Origin of the sequence: Pseudomonas sp. NY11955 (genome assembly GCF_048068035.1) — a bacterium.
Lineage (GTDB): Bacteria > Pseudomonadota > Gammaproteobacteria > Pseudomonadales > Pseudomonadaceae > Aquipseudomonas.
The window spans coordinates 43,778-61,395 of record NZ_JBLUPS010000003.1; the positions used below are offsets into that span (position 1 = coordinate 43,778).

12 protein-coding genes are annotated in these 17,618 nt (G+C 63.7%); 3 read left to right on the top strand and 9 right to left on the bottom strand.

All coding sequences use genetic code 11. From position 1 onward, the window contains the following. Positions 1-148: 148 nt before the first annotated feature. Complete coding sequence (locus tag ACNFBR_RS05970) at positions 149-2,803, top strand: DUF4118 domain-containing protein (protein WP_416734061.1); 2,655 nt, start codon at positions 149-151, stop codon at positions 2,801-2,803. Beyond that, entirely contained in the window at positions 2,800-3,495 is a 696-nt protein-coding gene (locus ACNFBR_RS05975; RefSeq protein ID WP_416734062.1) for a response regulator, read from the top strand. Before ACNFBR_RS05970 ends, ACNFBR_RS05975 begins: the two co-directional genes overlap by 4 nt. Before the next feature lie 48 nt (positions 3,496-3,543). On the opposite strand, the gene ACNFBR_RS05980 is transcribed toward ACNFBR_RS05975, so the two are convergent. Then, complete coding sequence (locus ACNFBR_RS05980; protein ID WP_416734063.1) at positions 3,544-4,449, bottom strand: LysR family transcriptional regulator; 906 nt, start codon at positions 4,447-4,449, stop codon at positions 3,544-3,546. A gap of 79 nt (positions 4,450-4,528) precedes the next feature. Here ACNFBR_RS05980 and ACNFBR_RS05985 point away from each other — a divergent pair, with 79 nt between their 5' ends. Next, positions 4,529-5,764: an FAD-dependent oxidoreductase gene (locus ACNFBR_RS05985; RefSeq protein WP_416734064.1), complete on the top strand. Its 1,236-nt coding sequence runs from the start codon at positions 4,529-4,531 to the stop codon at positions 5,762-5,764. A gap of 3 nt (positions 5,765-5,767) precedes the next feature. Here the strand turns inward: ACNFBR_RS05985 and ACNFBR_RS05990 are convergent, their stop codons facing one another. The 8 genes from ACNFBR_RS05990 to ACNFBR_RS06025 form a co-directional block, all read right to left on the bottom strand. Next, on the bottom strand, positions 5,768-8,698 hold the full coding sequence (locus ACNFBR_RS05990) for an aminotransferase (RefSeq protein WP_416734065.1): 2,931 nt from the start codon (positions 8,696-8,698) through the stop codon (positions 5,768-5,770). Positions 8,699-8,844: 146 nt separating this feature from the next. Continuing rightward, the gene (locus ACNFBR_RS05995; protein WP_416734066.1) at positions 8,845-9,411 is read right to left on the bottom strand and encodes an HD domain-containing protein; all 567 of its coding nucleotides are present in this window, start codon (positions 9,409-9,411) and stop codon (positions 8,845-8,847) included. A 64-nt stretch (positions 9,412-9,475) separates the two neighbouring features. Beyond that, the gene (locus tag ACNFBR_RS06000; RefSeq protein ID WP_416734067.1) at positions 9,476-10,045 is read right to left on the bottom strand and encodes a helix-turn-helix domain-containing protein; all 570 of its coding nucleotides are present in this window, start codon (positions 10,043-10,045) and stop codon (positions 9,476-9,478) included. Between the two features lie 143 nt (positions 10,046-10,188). Beyond that, complete coding sequence (locus tag ACNFBR_RS06005; RefSeq protein ID WP_416734068.1) at positions 10,189-11,796, bottom strand: ABC transporter ATP-binding protein; 1,608 nt, start codon at positions 11,794-11,796, stop codon at positions 10,189-10,191. A 1-nt stretch (position 11,797) separates the two neighbouring features. Beyond that, positions 11,798-12,817, bottom strand: coding sequence for an ABC transporter permease (locus ACNFBR_RS06010; RefSeq protein ID WP_051098975.1), 1,020 nt, complete (start codon positions 12,815-12,817; stop codon positions 11,798-11,800). Position 12,818: 1 nt separating this feature from the next. After that, positions 12,819-13,892, bottom strand: a complete 1,074-nt coding sequence (locus tag ACNFBR_RS06015) for a microcin C ABC transporter permease YejB (protein WP_060514466.1) — start codon at positions 13,890-13,892, stop codon at positions 12,819-12,821. A 1-nt stretch (position 13,893) separates the two neighbouring features. Further along, on the bottom strand, positions 13,894-15,729 hold the full coding sequence (locus ACNFBR_RS06020; protein ID WP_416734069.1) for an extracellular solute-binding protein: 1,836 nt from the start codon (positions 15,727-15,729) through the stop codon (positions 13,894-13,896). Then, positions 15,726-17,555, bottom strand: coding sequence for an extracellular solute-binding protein (locus tag ACNFBR_RS06025; protein ID WP_416734070.1), 1,830 nt, complete (start codon positions 17,553-17,555; stop codon positions 15,726-15,728). The genes ACNFBR_RS06020 and ACNFBR_RS06025 overlap by 4 nt, the downstream gene beginning before the upstream one ends. Positions 17,556-17,618 lie beyond the last annotated feature (63 nt).

Genomic DNA, 17,618 nt, shown 5'->3' on the forward strand with positions numbered 1-17,618 from the left:
TTTGCGGCCCTTCGCGGGCTTGCCCGCTCCCACAGGTACAGCGAAGCTACTGAGTGTTGCATACATCCTGTGGGAGCGGGCAAGCCCGCGAAGGCCTGCAAAGCAGGCCCGGTTTTGCTCGGCTGTGGCAAATATTGAAGGATGAAACATGAGTGATTCCGCCCGCGCAGATGCGCTGTTGGCTAACCTCCCGCGCACAGGCCGAGGCCGGTTGAAAGTGTTCCTCGGCGCCGCCCCCGGCGTCGGCAAGACCTTTGCCATGCTCCAGGCCGCCCACGCCCAGCAACGCCAGGGTGTGCAGGTGCTGGCCGGTGTTGTCGAAACCCACGGCCGCGCCGAGACCGAAGTGCTGTTGGCCGGCCTTCAGCAGCAGCCCTTGCTGCGCAGCCAGTACCGTGGCGTCACGCTGGAGGAAATGGACCTCGACGGCCTGCTCCAAGCCGCGCCGGCCTTGGCTCTGGTCGACGAACTGGCCCACACCAATGCCCCCGGCAGCCGCCACGCCAAGCGCTGGCAGGACGTGCAGGAGCTGCTGGCCGCCGGTATCGACGTGTACACCACGGTCAACGTCCAGCACCTGGAAAGCCTTAACGACAAGGTGCGCGACATTACCGGTGTGCAAGTGCGCGAAACGCTGCCGGACTGGGTGCTGCAGGAAGCCTTCGAGCTGGTGCTGATCGACCTGCCACCGCGAGAGCTACTCGAACGTCTGCGCGAAGGCAAAGTGTACGTGCCGGAACAGGCACGGGCGGCCATCGACGCATTCTTCTCGCAAACCAACCTCACCGCCCTGCGCGAACTGGCCATGCAAACCGCGGCTGCCCAGGTCGATGCCGACCTGGCCCACGGCTATCGTCAGCGCGGCCAGGAAGCCCCGGCCCTGCGTGGGCGGTTGCTGGTGGGTGTGGATGGCGACGACCAGGCCGAACGCCTGGTGCGCCATGCCAGCCGTGTGGCTCAGCGCCGCCATTTGCCCTGGAGCCTGGTGCATGTGGACAACGGCCGCCTGCGTGACGAAACCGCACGGCATCGTTTGCAGGCCGCGCAGCAACTGGCCGAGCGCCTGGGCGGGGAGGTGGTACTGCTGCGTGCTGGCGAAGTGGCGCGCACGTTGATCCAGCATGCCACCGAGCGGCGGGCCAGCCTGGTGCTGGTCGGGCAGTCCCGCGACCGCCTGCGCCGGCGCTTGTTCGGCGCCGGGGTGGCGGCGCGGCTGCTGCGCGAAAGCCATGGCCTGGAAATCAACGTGCTGGACCGCGACGTGCAGCCGCCTGCGCCCCGTTCGGCGGTGCGGCGGGTATGGGTGTGGCGCCATTACCTGCTGGCGTTGCTGGCCACCGTGATGGCGGCGGGCCTGGCCTGGGCAGTGTCGAGTGTGCTGGCGTTACCCAACATTTCACTGGTGTTTCTGGCGGCGGTGTTGCTAGTGGCCGTGCGCAGCAGCCTGGGGCCTGCGTTGGCCTGCGCCGCGCTGTCGTTCCTGACTTACGACTTTTTGTTCATCCCGCCCAACTTCTCGTTCAGTATCCAGCGCGAAGAAGACGTGCTGACCTTGGTGTTTTTCCTGCTCATGGCCGCGCTCACCGGCAACCTGGCCGCGCGCCAGCGCCGCCAACTACAGGCGCTGCGCGAGACCCAGGCGCAGACTAGCCAGTTGCTCGACCTGTCGCGTCGGCTGACCGTGGCCACCGACCGTCAAGCCGTGTTCAGCGCCGCCGGCCAACACCTGGATGGTTGGCAGGACATGCAGGTGTGCCTGCTGGAGCGCAACGCCGAAGGCCAACTGCAAGTGGCCAGTGGCGAAGCCCATGCTTTCAGCGACACCGAACGGGCCGCCGCCGATTGGGCCTGGCAGCATGGCCAGGCCGCCGGCCATGGCAGCGACACCTTGCCCAATGGCCGCTGGTGGTGGTGGCCGCTGGCGGTGGACGAGCAGCCGCTGGCCCTGCTGGGCGTGCGCCCGCGCACCGGCCAGCCGCTCAGCGACCCGCGCCGGCGCCTGCTCACCGCCCTTGGTCAGCCACTGGCCCAGGCCCTGGCCCGTGCGCGCCTGGCCGAACAACTGGAAGCCGCGCGCCTGCACGGCGAAACCGAGCAACTGCGCAGCGCCTTGCTGGCCTCTGTATCCCATGACTTGCGCACGCCGTTGACGGCGATGCGTGGCAGCATCGACAGCCTGCTGGCGTTGGGCGAAGCGATCCCGGCTGAAGACCGTCGCGAGCTGTTGGAGGGCACCCGCAACGAGGCCGAGCGCCTCGATCGCTACATCCAGAACTTGCTGGACATGACCCGCCTGGGCCACGGTGGCCTCAAGCTGGCCCGCGACTGGGTAGCCCCGGCGGACATCGTCGGCAGTGCGCTCAACCGCCTGCGCGTGGTGCTGGCACCGCTGCGGGTGCACACCGACGTGCCGGCCGAGCTGCCATTGCTGTTCGTGCATGCGGCGCTGATCGAACAGGCGCTGGTCAACGTGCTGGAAAACGCCGCACGCTTCTCCTCGGTCAACGGTCGCCTGGAGTTGCAGGTGGCGGTGCATGATGACCAGTTGCGTTTTACCGTCAGCGACCAGGGCCCCGGCATCCCCGCAGCCGACCGCGAGAAGATCTTCGACATGTTCTATACCGCCGCTCGCGGCGACCGGGGCGGGCAGGGCACCGGCCTGGGCCTGGCTATCTGCCAGGGCATGATCGGCGCCCATGGCGGGCAGATTCTGGTGGGCGAAGGCATCGATGGCCAGGGCACCGGCATCACTTTATGCTTGCCGCTACCCCTTCAACCTGAAGCCGAAAGCGAAACCCCATGAGCCACTCCGCCACGCTGTTGGTCATCGACGATGAACCGCAGATCCGCAAGTTCCTGCGCATCAGCCTGGCCTCGCAAGGCTACAAAGTGCTCGAGGCGGCCACGGGTGCTGAAGGGCTGGCTCAGGCGGCACTGGGCAAGCCGGACCTGGTGGTGCTTGACCTGGGGCTGCCGGACATGGACGGCCAGCAAGTGCTGCGCGACCTGCGCGAATGGAGCGCGGTGCCGGTGATGGTGCTGTCGGTGCGTGCCAGTGAAGTGCAGAAAGTCGATGCGTTGGATGGCGGTGCCAATGACTATGTGACCAAGCCGTTCGGTATCCAGGAGTTTCTCGCGCGGGTACGTGCTTTGCTGCGCCAGGTGCCACAGGCCGGTGGCTCGGAGGTGGCGGCCAGCTTTGGGCCGCTGACCGTGGATTTCGCCTTTCGCCGAGTGACCCTGGAGGGTGTTGAGGTGGCGCTGACGCGCAAGGAGTATGCCCTGCTGGCGCTGTTGGCCGGGCACCCTGGGCGGGTGATCACCCAGCAGCAACTGCTCAAGGATATCTGGGGGCCGACGCATGTGGAGGACACCCATTACCTGCGGATCGTCGTAGGGCACCTGCGCCAGAAACTGGGCGATGACCCCACGGCGCCACGGTTCATCATCACCGAGGCGGGGGTGGGGTACAGGTTGGTGGCGCCGGCCGCATGATCCGCTGTGGCAGTCTAGGAGAACAGGGCGGTAATGCCCTGAAGGGGCTCATGCCCTGGGGGGCTCCTTCTCGAACAACTGGCGAATGACTTCCAGGTAGCGCCGCGCTCCCAAGCCCAAGGGACGCGGTTTGACCCAAATGATGTCCACCCACAAGCGCAGGCGGCTGGCCATGTTGTCGAAGCGCACCTCGGCCAGCGCGCCCGAAGCGATCAGTGGTTCGACCAACGGCTGCGGCAGGTAGGCCCAGCCCAGCCCGGACTGCACCAGGTCCAGCGTGGCCAGGTAGCTGTCGGTCAGCCAGATACGCCGCGACAGCACCATGCGCGGGTCCGACCCGGTGGCCTTGCCCGAGGCCACGATGATCTGCCGTTGTTCGGCAAAGGCCTCCTCGGGCAGTGGCGTGCCGCTGTTCTGCCCGGCGGGATGACGCGGTGAGGCAACGGCCACCAGCAACTGGCTGCCGGCTTCGAGGAAGGACTCGCGCTCGTCGATGCCGGGCCGTTCGAACACCAGTGCCAACTGCACGCTGCCATCGTGCAGCAGGCGAATGGCTTCGGTCTGGGTGGCTGAACGTATCTCGATTTCCAGGCTGGGAAATTCCTGGGCGAGCATTTCCAGTGGCTGGCTCCAGCGACCGGTCTGCAGTTCGGGCGCCATGGCGATGGTCAGGCGTTTTTCCAGGCCCTTGTGCAATTGCAGGGCCTGGGCGTCGAGCAGGTTGAGCTGGCAGATCACCTGCCTGGCCTGAGGTTCCAGCGCCAGGGCGGCGCTGGTGGGCAAGGCCTTGCGTGTGGCCCGGTCGAACAGCGGCAAGTCCAGTTCCGCTTCCAGTTGGGCGATCGCCATGCTCACGGCTGAAGGCACACGGCCCAACTTGCGGGCGGCGGCAGAGAACGAGCCGGCATCCAGCACCGCGAGGAAAATTGCCAGGGAGTCGCTGGTAAAGGCCATTGTCAGTAAACCTGATGATGATCATCTTTTGTTACTAGAAATTATGAAGATTAATGGCCATACAGGACAGTCCCCTTTCATGGAGAAGCGCGTGCATAGACCAACCGCATGGCATGTCACTCACTGGAGTTCAGACCCCTTCAGCCTCGGAGCCTACAGCGCGCTGTTGCCTGGGGGGACGCCGCAGCATCGAACGGCCTTGGGCCAAGTGCTGCATGAGCGCTTGGTCATTGCCGGAGAAGCCTGTAACGCCGGTGCGCCGGCGATGACGCATGGCGCTTGGAATGATGGACTGCGTGCCGCCGAGGCAGCCTTGAGTGCCGGCGCGCGAAAGGTGATCGTGATTGGTGCGGGTTGCGCAGGCCTGGCTGCCGCGCAGCGCTTGCGGGCGGAGGGTATCGATTGCACGGTGCTGGAGGCACGTGGGCGAACAGGTGGGCGCACGCACACTGTCGAGCTGGGCGGCGTGAAAGCGGATGAGGGGGCGGCATGGCTTCAGCATTTCGCTGAAAACCCATTGGCCGCCGTAGCGCTGCAACATGGGTTGGCTTGCATCGAGACCGACTTCAGTTGCCCGCTTGCAGCGGCAAGCGACGGCGATCTGCCGGATGTCGACGCCGCCTGGATTGCCTTGACCAAGCGCCTGGATCGGCGACTGACTTTGGCTGAGGCGATCAACCGCTACATGGTCACACTCGAGCCTGCGCACGCACGTGCCACGCAGTTCGCCATCGACGCCAACCTTGTACTGGAAGCCTGCTTGCCGGTGGAGCGGTTGTCGGTCAGTGCGTTGGACGAAGAGGGTGTCGGGTATGGCGATCGCATGTTGCCAGGCGGCTACAGCGAACTGGTCGATCTGCTGGCCAAGCGTCTGGATATTCGCCTGAACACTCCGGTAATGCGCATCGACTGGTCGAGCACAGGCGTCAAAGTGAATGACGAAGTGTGTGATTTCTGCATTTGCACCGTCCCTGTGGGGGTATTGAAAGCGTTGCACTTTACTCCCGCACTACCTGAAACCCAGCAACAAGCGCTGGCCCATCTGGGGATGGGCAAGCTGGAAAAGGTGATTCTGCAGTTCGACGGGCGCTGGTGGCCGTATTCGCGCTCCGGTTATCTGCGCTGGTACGACCAGCCTGCCAGCTGGGGTGAATGGCTGGACCTGACCGATGCCGTAGGCAAGCCCACCATTGCCGGGCTGATTGCTGCCGATGCGATCGAACGGCAGTTCAGTGGCCGCACGGATGAACAGATCGCCATGGCAGCGACTGAGGCATTGCAGGCGTGGGCCGCGGCCATTCGGCCCACGCCTTGATCCTTACAGCCCTTCGCCCAGCACCCGGTCGATGCTGTCGACGAAGTAGTCCACGCTCGCCCGGGTGGTGCACATCGGTGGCTTGATCTTGAGGATGTTCAGGTAATCGCCGGTCGGCTGCATGAAGATGCCCAGGTCACGCAGGCGATTGCACAGCGTCATGGTTTCTTCCGTGGCCGGCTCCAGGGTTGCGCGATCGCGCACCAGCTCCAACCCCAGGTAGAAGCCCGAGCCATGTGCCGCGCCGGCCAGCGGGTATTTGTCGACCAGCGCCTGCAGGCGGGCCTTGAAGTAGCGCCCGGTGTCGCGGGCATTGTCCCACAGGCCTTCCTCCTGCATCACGTCGAGCACCGCCATGCCGATGCGACAGCTGACCGGGCTGCCACCGGCCGAGGAGAAGAAGTAGCCTTCGGCCTCCAGCGCTTCGGCGATTTCGCGGCGGGTGATGACCACGCCCAGCGGCTGGCCATTGCCCATGCCCTTGGCCATGGTGATGATATCGGGCACCACGCCCTGTTCTTCGAAGCCCCAGAAATACTCGCCCAGGCGGCCATAGCCGACCTGTACTTCGTCGGCGATGCACACGCCACCGCGGGCGCGCACCTTGGCATAGGCTTCGCGCAGGTAGCCTGCTGGCAACGAGATACCGCCGGCATTGCCGTACACCGGTTCGCAGATGATGCCCGCCAGTTGGCGGCCACGGGCGTCGAGGTCAGCCAGCTTGGCGTCGACGTCCTGCAGGTAGTCGGCGGCGCTGTCGGTACCGCGGAAGCGGCCACGGAAGGTGTTCGGCGCCTCGACCGGGTGCACCCAGTCCGGGCGCGTTTCCAGGGCTTGCGGGTTGTCGGCGATGGATGTGGAGATGGCGTCGGTGGCTACCGACCAGCCGTGGTAGGCCTCCAGCACGCTGAGCAGGTCACGCCCGCCGCTGTAGGCCCAGGCCAGGCGAATGGCCAGGTCGTTGGCTTCGGTGCCGCTGTTGACCATGAATACCCGGTCGAAACCTTCGGGTGCCAGGCCCAGCAGGCGTTCGGAGAACTCGGTAATTGCCGCGTAGTGGAAGCGCGAGTTGGTGTTCAACAGCGACCACTGCCGCGCCGACTCGGCGACCATGCGGGGGTGGCCATGGCCCAGCACCGCGACGTTGTTGAGCATGTCCAGGTACGAGCGGCCCTGCATGTCGATCAGGTAGTTGCGCCAGCCGCGTTCAATGTGGGGAGGCTGCGCGTAGTAGTGCTTTTGCGAGCGGGCGAAGCTAGCGTCGCGGCGGGCCAGCAGGGCTTGCGGATCGGGTAGCGGTTCGGCATCGCAATCGAAGCCCAGCAGCGCGGCTGGCGACGGGCACAGGGCCAGCCAGGCGGCAGCTTGGGACGGGGTGGCGAAGAGCGGCGGCTGGACGCCGTTGTCCAGGCACAACTGCACGCTGAGGAAGCCACAACTGCTGCCCAGGGACTGGCCTTTTTCCACGGCCTGGCCGTCTGCCGGTGCGTCTTCCAGGCCCTGCAGCCACAAAGCCCAGTGGGTGGTGCGCAGGCAGCCACGGCCATCGCCGTGGCGCTGCCAGGTGCCGGTTTCCGGCGCTTGCACCTGGCTACCGTTGGCTACGTGCAGCTCAACGCCGAGGGCGCAGGTGGCTGGCTCTTCGGGGCGATCAATGTGGGTTTGCGACAGGCGATATTGCCCATGCAGGCTGCAAGCCGGAGCGGCTTGCGAAGTCAGCAGGTGCTGGTCGAAACCGGGTTGCTCCCAGTTTCCGGCCTCGCAGTGTGTACTGAGTACCCCCAGGTCCACCCGTGTTACCGCCTGCCCGGCCAGTTCGGGGAGCAAGTGGGCGCAGGCGCTCAGGTCTGGCGTGGCAGGTTGCAGGCCGGCAGCCTGCAGGATTGCCGCTTCCATCAGCGCGAAGGGCACGGCGGTGGCGGTGTCGAAGATTTCCCATTCATGGGCGACGTTGTCGCGGGTGTACTGGTTGCCTGGGTCCACGGCAAGTTGTTGCGCGCTGCTCAGCACCAGTACCGCCGCGCGGTTGACTACCAGTGGCCACAGGGCGTGCAGTTCGGCTTCTGTCAGTGGGTTGAGCGCTTGGTAGGCACTGATTGCCGGCAGGATCCGCAGCGGGTCGCCTTCGGTGTGATGCAGCAGCGCCGCGCAGGTCACCGACAGGTCGGCGATGCGCCAGGTGTGCAGCAGGTCACCGAAATCAATGACACCTTGCAGTTGCCACTGACGCTCGTCATCACGGGCCCACACGGTGTTGTCGTCGGTGATGTCCAGGTGCACGGCCTGGCTTGGCAGTTGATTGGCCAGTGGCGACAACCGCTCGGCTGCCAGCTGGGTGGCCTGCTCGATGCGGGCGCGTTGCTCGGCATCTTGTAGAACAGGCAACAGGTGCTGGATCAGCGCCTGGGCGTGTTGCGGGTCCCATTGCAGGGTGCGCGCAAGGCCGGGGTGGTCGAAGTTGACCAGGGCCTTGTCCAGCTTCGCACAGAGCCCACCCAGTTCAGCCATCAGGCGTGGCCCCATGTGCTTGAGGCGGGTCAGCGGCTGACCTTCGATGTACTCGAGCAGGCGTACGCGCAGTGGTTGCCCGTCCATGTCCAGTGCCAGCAACCCCTGGCCGTCGACTGCCGGGCATACAGCCGGCACCGGCAAACCTTGATTGCGCAGGTAGGCCAGGGCGGCGTGCTGTGCTTCCAGTTCCTGCTGGGCATAGCTGCCATGGCAGGCCTTGAGCACAAAGCCGCCTTGTGGCGTGCTCACGCGGAAATTCAGGTCTTGCTGGCTGCCCAGCGCGGCCAGGTTGCCGGCAAGGCCGTAGTGCGTCTGTAGCAAGGCCTGTGCCTGGGCTTCGCTGAGCGCTGGGCTGGGCAGGCCGGAACGCTGGATCAGCGTGGCCAGGGCAGGGGATGCGGGCTGATGTTGTGGGCTGGACATGAGGCTCTACCATTGCTGCTGGGAGTTGACGGTGGAGAATTTATGCCCGATCCAGCTGATGATGGAAGACGATTGTTTTCAGAATTTCTGATAATGGGGGCTGTCAGCCAGTGATGCGACCCAAGGCCGGCCCCACAAGCACTAGGTCAGCTGTTCAGGCGTTTGCGGGTCTGCTCATCGATTACTTGCCTCAACGAGGCCAGGAACGGGATGGCATCGGTGTAACGGCGCCCATATTCAAGATTGAACGCGTAGTCGAAACCGGGCGGGTTATCGCCTTGGGTGTGTTGCAGGAGGGTTTCGATCTTGTCCAATGCCTTGACCACTTTGGCCTCCGGCGAACTGGCCGCCTCGTACTCATCGAACCAGCCAACGATGTTGTCCTGCATCGAAGGTTCCAGCATCGAAGTCATGGCAATCAGGTCCTGCCGTTCATTCGCCCCTTTGTCTGGAACCGCATGTGCTTGCGGTGCAGGCACATCCCCACTCAGCGCTTCTCCAAGGTCATGGACCAGGCACAGTTTCAGCACTTTGCAGATATCGACATCACCCAGCTCCTCTTCGAAAACCAGTGCCAGCAACGCCAGCCGCCAACTGTGCTCGGCACTGCTTTCACGTCGCCCTGTGGAGGTATGGGCACTGCGTGTCACGCTTTTGAGCTTTTCGGCTTGGCGCAGGAATTCGAGTTTTCCATGAAGGTTTTGGTTTTGCACGGCGAGTAACCTTTTGCTATTGCAGAAGGCGATCTTCGACCCGCCGCTTGCCTGCGTCCACGCATTAAATATGCGCGAGGGTTTCGACCAGCCTGGCGGTCGAGCCATCCGACAGGGTGAACCGCGTCCAACGGCATAGGCTGTGCTGGATGGGCACCAGTGCCGAGTCATTCGTGCCAGTGGTGAACTCCAGCGTCGGCGAGGCCAGGTTGTCGCGCCAGCCGATGCTTGCCAAGCGTTGTTCCTGGCTGGCGATTTCCTCTGTTGCGAATGGCCACAGTGAGACACCCAGCAAATCAGCGATGGGCACACTGAACTCAGCTTCACGGGCGGACGAGCAGGCCAGCAGGCGGTGGGTGAGGTCGCATACCAGGTGCACAGGTTGTGAACTGCCCGACACAAGGCGCGCCAGTGCGTGGTCCGCGGCGCTGCTGAGCCTCGCTTTGAGCAAGGCTTCGATACGTGCCCGCTGCTCGGGCTCGGCGTCCTGCACGCCGGACTCCCAGCGAGAAATGGTCGACTGGCACACCCCGAACATCTGTGCGGCGTGCAGTTGTTTGACCCGGTTCAACAGGCGCCAATGTTTTAGCATGGGGCCAATGGGGGTGCTGCGGAGTGAAGGTGAAAGGGTCATATCTATCCTCCATGCTGGCCCGGTCCCGGTAGGAGCAGCCTTGGGCTGCGAAGAGGCCATTGCAGCCGAAGGTGATCTTTTGCTCTACCGGCCTTTTCGCAGCACAAGGCTGCTCCTACAGGTCCTGTGCTTGCCTTTGCGCGTCACGAAGCCTCAACCTCCAGGAACGCTGCCTCCAGCAGCTGCCGCGTATATGGATGCTGCGGCGCATGGAAGATCGCTTGCGCATCCCCTTGCTCCACCACATGCCCATGCTTGATCACCATCAGCTGATGGCTCAACGCCTTGACCACCGCCAGGTCGTGGCTGATGAACAGGTACGTGAGGTTGTACTTCTGCTGCAGATTGCGCAGCAATTCCACCACCTGCCGCTGCACGGTGCGGTCCAGCGCAGACGTGGGCTCGTCGAGCAGAATCAGCGCCGGTTTCAGCACCAGTGCCCGAGCAATTGCAATACGTTGCCGCTGCCCGCCGGAAAACTCATGGGGATAGCGATGCCGCGTGCGTGGGTCCAGGCCTACCTCCTCCAGCGCCGCAATGATCGCCGCTTCCTGTTCCTGCGCAGTACCAATGCGGTGAATACGTAACCCTTCACCGACAATGTCCGCCACGCACATGCGCGGGCTAAGGCTGCCGAACGGGTCCTGGAACACCACCTGCATCTCACGCCGCAGCGGGCGCACGGCTTGCTGGTTCAGCCCTTCGAGGTTCTGCCCGTGGAAGCGAATGCCGCCCTGGCTGGAAATCAGCCGCAAGATCGCCAGGCCCAACGTGGACTTGCCCGAGCCGGACTCGCCAACGATGCCCAGCGTCTGCCCCTGCGGCAAGCTGAAGTTGACCCCGTCCACCGCTTTCACATGGTCGACCGTGCGCCGCAGAAAACCCTTCTTGATCGGGAACCACACCTTGAGGTCATCCACCTCCAGCAACGGTGCTCCTACCGGGTTGTGCGCGGGCAGCCCGCTGGGCTCGGCATTGATCAGCATCTGTGTGTAGTGGTGCTGCGGGGCGCTGAACAGTGTGGCGCATTCAGCCTGTTCCACGATCTGCCCGCGCTGCATCACGCACACGCGGTGGGCGATGCGGCGCACCAGGTTCAGGTCGTGACTGATCAGCAGCAGTGCCATGCCCAAACGCGCCTGCAGTTGCTTGAGCAGGTCGAGAATCTTCAACTGCACGGTCACATCCAGGGCCGTGGTCGGTTCGTCGGCGATCAGCAGTTCCGGCTCGTTGGCCAGCGCCATGGCAATCATCACCCGCTGGCGCTGCCCGCCAGACAATTCATGGGGCAGGGCCTTGAGGCGCTTGCGTGGCTCGGGGATGCCGACCATCTCCAGCAGCTCCAGGGTGCGCGCAGTCGCTTCCTTGCCGGTCAGGCCCTTGTGCAGCAGGAGAATTTCGTTGATCTGCTTCTCGATGCAATGCAGCGGGTTAAGCGAGGTCATCGGCTCCTGAAAGATCATCGCAATGCGGTTGCCGCGAATGCGCTGCAGGGTTTTCTCGTTCTGCTGCAACAGGTCCTTGCCCTCGTAGCGAATGCTGCCGCTGGGGTGACGGGCCAGCGGGTAGGGCAGCAGGCGCAGGATCGAGTGCGCGCTGACCGATTTGCCCGAGCCACTCTCGCCCACCAGGGCCAGTGTCTCGCCCTTGCGGATGTCGAAGCTGATGCCGTCCACCACCCGGTTGACCTGGTCGCCGGTGACAAACTCCACCGCCAGGTCGCGCACTTCGATCAGGTTCTGTTCACTCATGTCACTTCCTCGGGTCGAAGGCATCGCGGGCGGATTCACCGATGAATACCAGCAGGCTCAGCATCAATGCCAGCACGGCAAAGGCGCTGATACCCAGCCATGGCGCCTGCAGGTTGGACTTGCCCTGGGCCACCAGCTCGCCCAGCGACGGCGAACCGGCGGGCAGGCCGAAGCCGAGGAAGTCGAGGGCGGTGAGGGTGCCGATGGCGCCGGTGAGAATGAATGGCATGAAGGTCATGGTCGAGATCATGGCGTTGGGCAGAATGTGCCGGTACATGATCGGGCCATTGCGCATGCCCAGTGCGCGGGCGGCGCGCACGTACTCCAGGTTGCGTCCGCGCAGGAACTCGGCGCGTACCACGTCCACCAGGCTCATCCACGAGAACAGCAGCATGATGCCCAGCAGCCACCAGAAGTTGGGCTGCACGAAGCTGGCGAGGATGATCAGCAGGTACAGCACCGGCAGGCCCGACCAGATTTCCAGGAAGCGCTGCCCGGCCAGGTCGACCCAGCCGCCATAGAAACCTTGCAGGGCGCCGGCGATGACGCCGACGATGGAGCTGGCCACGGTCAAGGTGAGGGCGAACAGTACCGAAATGCGGAACCCGTAGATCACCCGCGCCAGCACGTCGCGGCCCTGGTCGTCGGTGCCCAGCCAGTTGTCCGCCGAGGGCGGCGCCGGGGCGGGTACGCGCAGGTCGTAATTGATGCTCTGGTAGCTGAACGGGATGGGCGCCCACAGCACGAAGCTGTCTTTCTTGGCCAGCAGCTCGCGGATGTAGGGGCTCTTGTAGTTGGCTTCCAGCGGGAATTCGCCGCCGAAGGTGGTCTCCGGGTAGCGCTTGAACGCCGGGAAATACCATTCGCCGTCGTAGCGCACGGCAATCGGTTTGTCGTTGGCGATCAGCTCGGCGCCCAGGCTCAGGCCGAACAGGATCAGGAACAGCCACAGCGACCACCAGCCACGGCGGTTGGCCTTGAAGCGCTCGAAGCGCCGGCGGTTGAGGGGGGACAAGGCCATGTCAGTGCTCCCGGCTGGCGAAGTCGATGCGTGGATCGACCAGGGTGTAGGTCAGGTCGCCGATCAATTTCACCACCAGCCCTAGCAGGGTGAAGATGAACAGGGTGCCGAAGACCACCGGGTAGTCGCGGTTGATGGCCGCTTCGAAACTCATCAGGCCCAGGCCGTCGAGGCTGAAGATCACCTCGATCAGCAACGAGCCCGTGAAGAAGATGCCGATGAACGCCGAGGGGAAACCGGCAATCACCAACAGCATGGCATTGCGGAACACGTGGCCGTACAGCACCCGTGAACGGCTCAGGCCCTTGGCCTTGGCGGTGACCACGTACTGCTTGTTGATTTCGTCGAGGAAGCTGTTCTTGGTCAGCAGGGTCATGGTGGCAAAGTTGCCGATGACCAGCGCGGTGATCGGCAGCACCAGGTGCCAGAAGTAGTCCAGCACTTTACCGGTGGTACTCAACTCGTCGAAGTTGTTGGAGGTGAGGCCACGCAGCGGGAACCAGTCGAAGTAGCTACCGCCGGCGAACAGCACGATGAGCAGGATGGCGAACAGGAACGCCGGGATGGCGTAGCCGACGATGATCGCCGAACTGGTCCAGACGTCGAAGTGGCTGCCATGGCGCACCGCCTTGGCGATGCCTAGCGGAATCGATACCAGGTACATGATCAGCGTGCTCCACAGCCCTAGCGAGATCGACACCGGCATCTTCTCGATGATCAGGTCGATGACCTTGGCATCGCGGAAGAAGCTGTCGCCGAAGTCCAGCTGGGCGTAGTTCTTGATCATGATCCACAGGCGCTCGGGCGGCGACTTGTCGAAGCCGTACATGCGCTCGATTTCAGCGATCAGCGCCGGGTCCAGGCCCTGGGCGCCGCGGTAGTTGGAGCCGGCCACGGAAACCTCGGCGCCGCCACCGGCAATGCGGCTGGTGGCGCCCTCGAAACCTTCGAGCTTGGCGATCATCTGCTCGACCGGGCCACCAGGGGCGGCCTGGACGATGATGAAGTTGATGATCAGGATGCCGAACAGGGTCGGGATGATCAGTAGCAGGCGGCGCAGGATGTAGGCCAGCATCTTAGTTGGCCTCGTCCGCGTGGCCTTGGCTGACCGCCGGGGTTACCCCGGGCTTGATCCACCAGGTATCGATGCCGATGTCGTACTTGGGCGACACTTTCGGATGGCCAATGTGGTTCCAGTAGGCCACACGCCACGTCTTGATGTGCCAGTTGGGGATCACGTAGTAGCCCCACAGCAATACACGGTCGAGAGCACGGCAGTGGTCGACCAGGCTCTGGCGCGAATCGGCGTTGATCAGCTGTTCCACCAACTGGTCGATGGCCGGGTCGCGCAGGCCGATGAAGTTGCGGCTGCCAGGGTTGTCGGCGGCGGCGCTGGACCAGAACTCGCGTTGTTCATTACCCGGCGAGTTGGACTGTGGGTAGCCGCCGACGATCATGTCGTAGTCACGAGAACGCAGGCGGGTGATGTATTGCGAAACATCGACCCGGCGAATATTCAGCTCGATTCCGAGGTCGGCGAGGTTGCGCTTGAACGGCAGCAGGATGCGCTCGAACTCGGTCTGCGCCAGCAGGAACTCGATGCTCACTGGCTTGCCTTGGGCGTCGACCATTTTGTCGTCGACGATTTTCCAGCCGGCTTCCTGTAGCAGCTTGTAGGCCTGGCGCTGTTGCTCGCGGATCATGCCGCTGCCATCGCTGACCGGGTTGTGGAAGGCTTCGCTAAACACCTGTTCGGGCACTTTGCCGCGCAAGGGTTCGAGGATCTTCAACTCACTGGGGCTGGGCAGGCCATGGGCGGCCATTTCCGAATTGTCGAAGTAGCTGCCGGTGCGTGTGTAGGCGCCGTTGAACAGCTGCTTGTTGGTCCATTCGTAGTCCAGCAGCAGGCTCAGCGCCTGGCGCACCCGCACGTCCTGGAACACCGGGCGGCGGATATTGAAGATGAAACCCTGCATGCCGGTGGGGTTGCCGTTGGGCAGTTCTTCCTTGATCAGACGGCCATCACGCACGGCGGGTACGTTGTAGGCGGTGGCCCAGTTTTTTGCGCTGACTTCCAGGGCATAGTCGAACGCACCGGCCTTGAGTGCTTCCAGGGCGACGGTGGTGTCCCGGTAGGAGTCGAAGGTCATGACATCGAAGTTGTAGAAGCCACGGTTGATTGGCAGGTCTTTGGCCCAGTAGTCCTTGACCCGCTCGTAGCGCACCGAGCGCCCGGCTTTGACTTCGGCGACCTTGTACGGGCCGCTGCCCAGTGGGATTTCCAGGTTGCCGCGATTGAAGTCACGGTTTTCGTACCAGTGCTTGGGCAGCACGGGCAACTGGCCGAGAATCAGCGGCAGTTCGCGGTTGTTGGTGTGCTTGAACTTGAACAGCACCTTCAGCGGGTCTTCGGCGACCACTTCGGCAACGTCGGCGTAGTACTGCCGGTACAGTGGTGCACCGTCCTTGATCAGGGCGTTGAAGGTGAACACCACATCGTCGGCACGCATCGGGTGGCCGTCATGGAAGCGTGCTTCGGGGCGCAGGTAGAACCGCACCCAGCTGTTGTCCGGGGCCTTTTCGATCTTGCCGGCGACCAGGCCGTACTCGGTGAACGGCTCATCCTGGCTCTGGCGCATCAGGGTGTCGTAGATGCTGCCGATGTTCTCGGCCGCCACGCCTTTGTTGATGAACGGGTTGAGGCTGTCGAAGCCGCCGAAGCTGGACTGGCGGAAGGTGCCGCCTTTGGGCGCATCCGGGTTGACGTAGTCGAAGTGCTTGAAGTTGGCGGGGTACTTGGGTGGCTCGTCGTACAAGGTCAGCGCGTGTTGCGGTGCGGCCAGGGCGGGAAGGCTCAGGCAGGCGAGCAACAGGCTGCCTGCCAGCCGGCGCAGAGGGTGCGTTGGCGTCATTGGGCTTTCTCCGAAGTCTTGATCCACCAGCTGTTCAGCCCAAGGGTGTAGGGCGGTGTGGTGACGAAGGCGAACCGGTTGCGGTAGGCCAGGCGATGATTGTCGAGGTACCAGTTGGGGATCATGTAGTACTGCCATGAGAGCACGCGGTCCAGGGCACGGGCGGCGGCGACCTGGTCATCGCGGGTGCGGGCGGCGAGCAAGGTGTCGAGCAGGTGGTCGACCACCGGGTCCTTGACCCCAGCATAGTTCTTGCTGCCCTTGGTCGCGGCCTGGCTGGAGTGGAAGTACAGCCACTGTTCGAGGCCGGGGCTCAGGGTTTGGTTCAGGGTCATCAGAATCATGTCGAAATCGAACTGGTCCAGGCGTTGTTTGTACTGGGCACGGTCCACGGTGCGCAAGCGCGCATCGATGCCGATGCTGGACAGATTTTCGACATAAGGTTGCAAGATGCGTTCAAGGTTGGGGTTTACCAGCAGCAGTTCCATACGCAGCTGCTGGCCCTTGCTGTCGACCAGGCGCTGGCCGTTCAGTTTCCAGCCGGCCTCGGCGAGCAGGCCCAGGGCCTGGCGCAGGGTCTGGCGGCTGATACCACGGCCATCGGTGTGGCTGACCGTGTAGGGCTCGCTGAACAGTTTGGCTGGCAATTGGTCACGGAACGGCGCCAGCAGCAGCCACTCCTTGCCAGTGGGCAGGCCGCTGGCGGCGAATTCGCTGTTGGGGTAGTAGCTGGTCGAGCGGCGGTAGGCGCTGCTGAACAGTGCACGGTTGGTCCACTCGAAGTCGAGCATCAGCCCCAGTGCCTGGCGTACCCGTGGGTCGCTGAACGTGGCCCGGCGGCTGTTCATGAACAGGCCCTGGGTTTGCGTGGGGATGCTGTGCGGGATTTGTGCCTTGATCACCTCGCCACGGCGCACGGCCGGGAAGTTGTAACCGTTGGCCCAGTTCTTTGCCTGGTGCTCGATATAGATATCGAACTCGCCGGCCTTGAACGCTTCGAATGCCACCGTGGCGTCGCGGTAGAACTCGTATTCCACCCGCTTGAAATTGTACTTGCCACGGTTGACCGCCAGGTCCTTGCCCCAATAGTTCTTCACCCGTTCGAACACCAGCCGGCGCCCGGGTTGTACTTGGGTGATGCGGTAGGGGCCGCTGCCCAAGGGCGGCTCGAAGGTGGTGGCCTTGAAGTCACGCTTTTGCCAGTAGTGTTTGGGCAGCACCGGCATTTCGCCCAGGCGCAGGATCAGCAGCGGGTTGCCGGCGCGCTTGAACACGAAGCGGATACGCAGCGGGCCGAGGATGTCTACCCGCTGTACTTCCTGCAGATTGGTGCGGTAGATCGGGTGGCCGTCCTTGAGCAGTGTGCGGTAGGAGAAGGCCACGTCGGCCGAGGTGATCGGCTGGCCGTCATGCCAGCGGGCTTCCGGGCGCAGGTTGAACACTACCCAGCTGCGGTCCTCGCTGTACTCCACCGAGCGGGCGATCAGGCCGTAGCTGGAGGTGGGCTCGTCGCCAGAGGGGTCGTACTGGCCAGTACCGATCATCAGCGGCTCGTTTAGCTCGCTGATGCCGTACTGCTGGAAATTGGGCGTGGTAATCGGGCTCGACCCCTTGAACGTATAGGGGTTGAGGGTATCGAAAGTGCCAAAAGCCATGGCCCGCAAGGTGCCGCCCTTGGGGGCTTGCGGGTTGACCCAGTCGAAGTGGGTGAAGGTGGCTGGGTACTTGAGCGTGCCGAACTGCGCGTATCCGTGGCTTTCGCTCACCATCGCGGCTGCGGGAAAGCTCAAGGCCAGGCTGAGTGACAGCAGGAGGGGACGTATCAAGTCGGCATCCGATCCAGAGGCGTTGGGCTTTGATCGGGTACAGTAACAGCTTGCTGGGGTTGG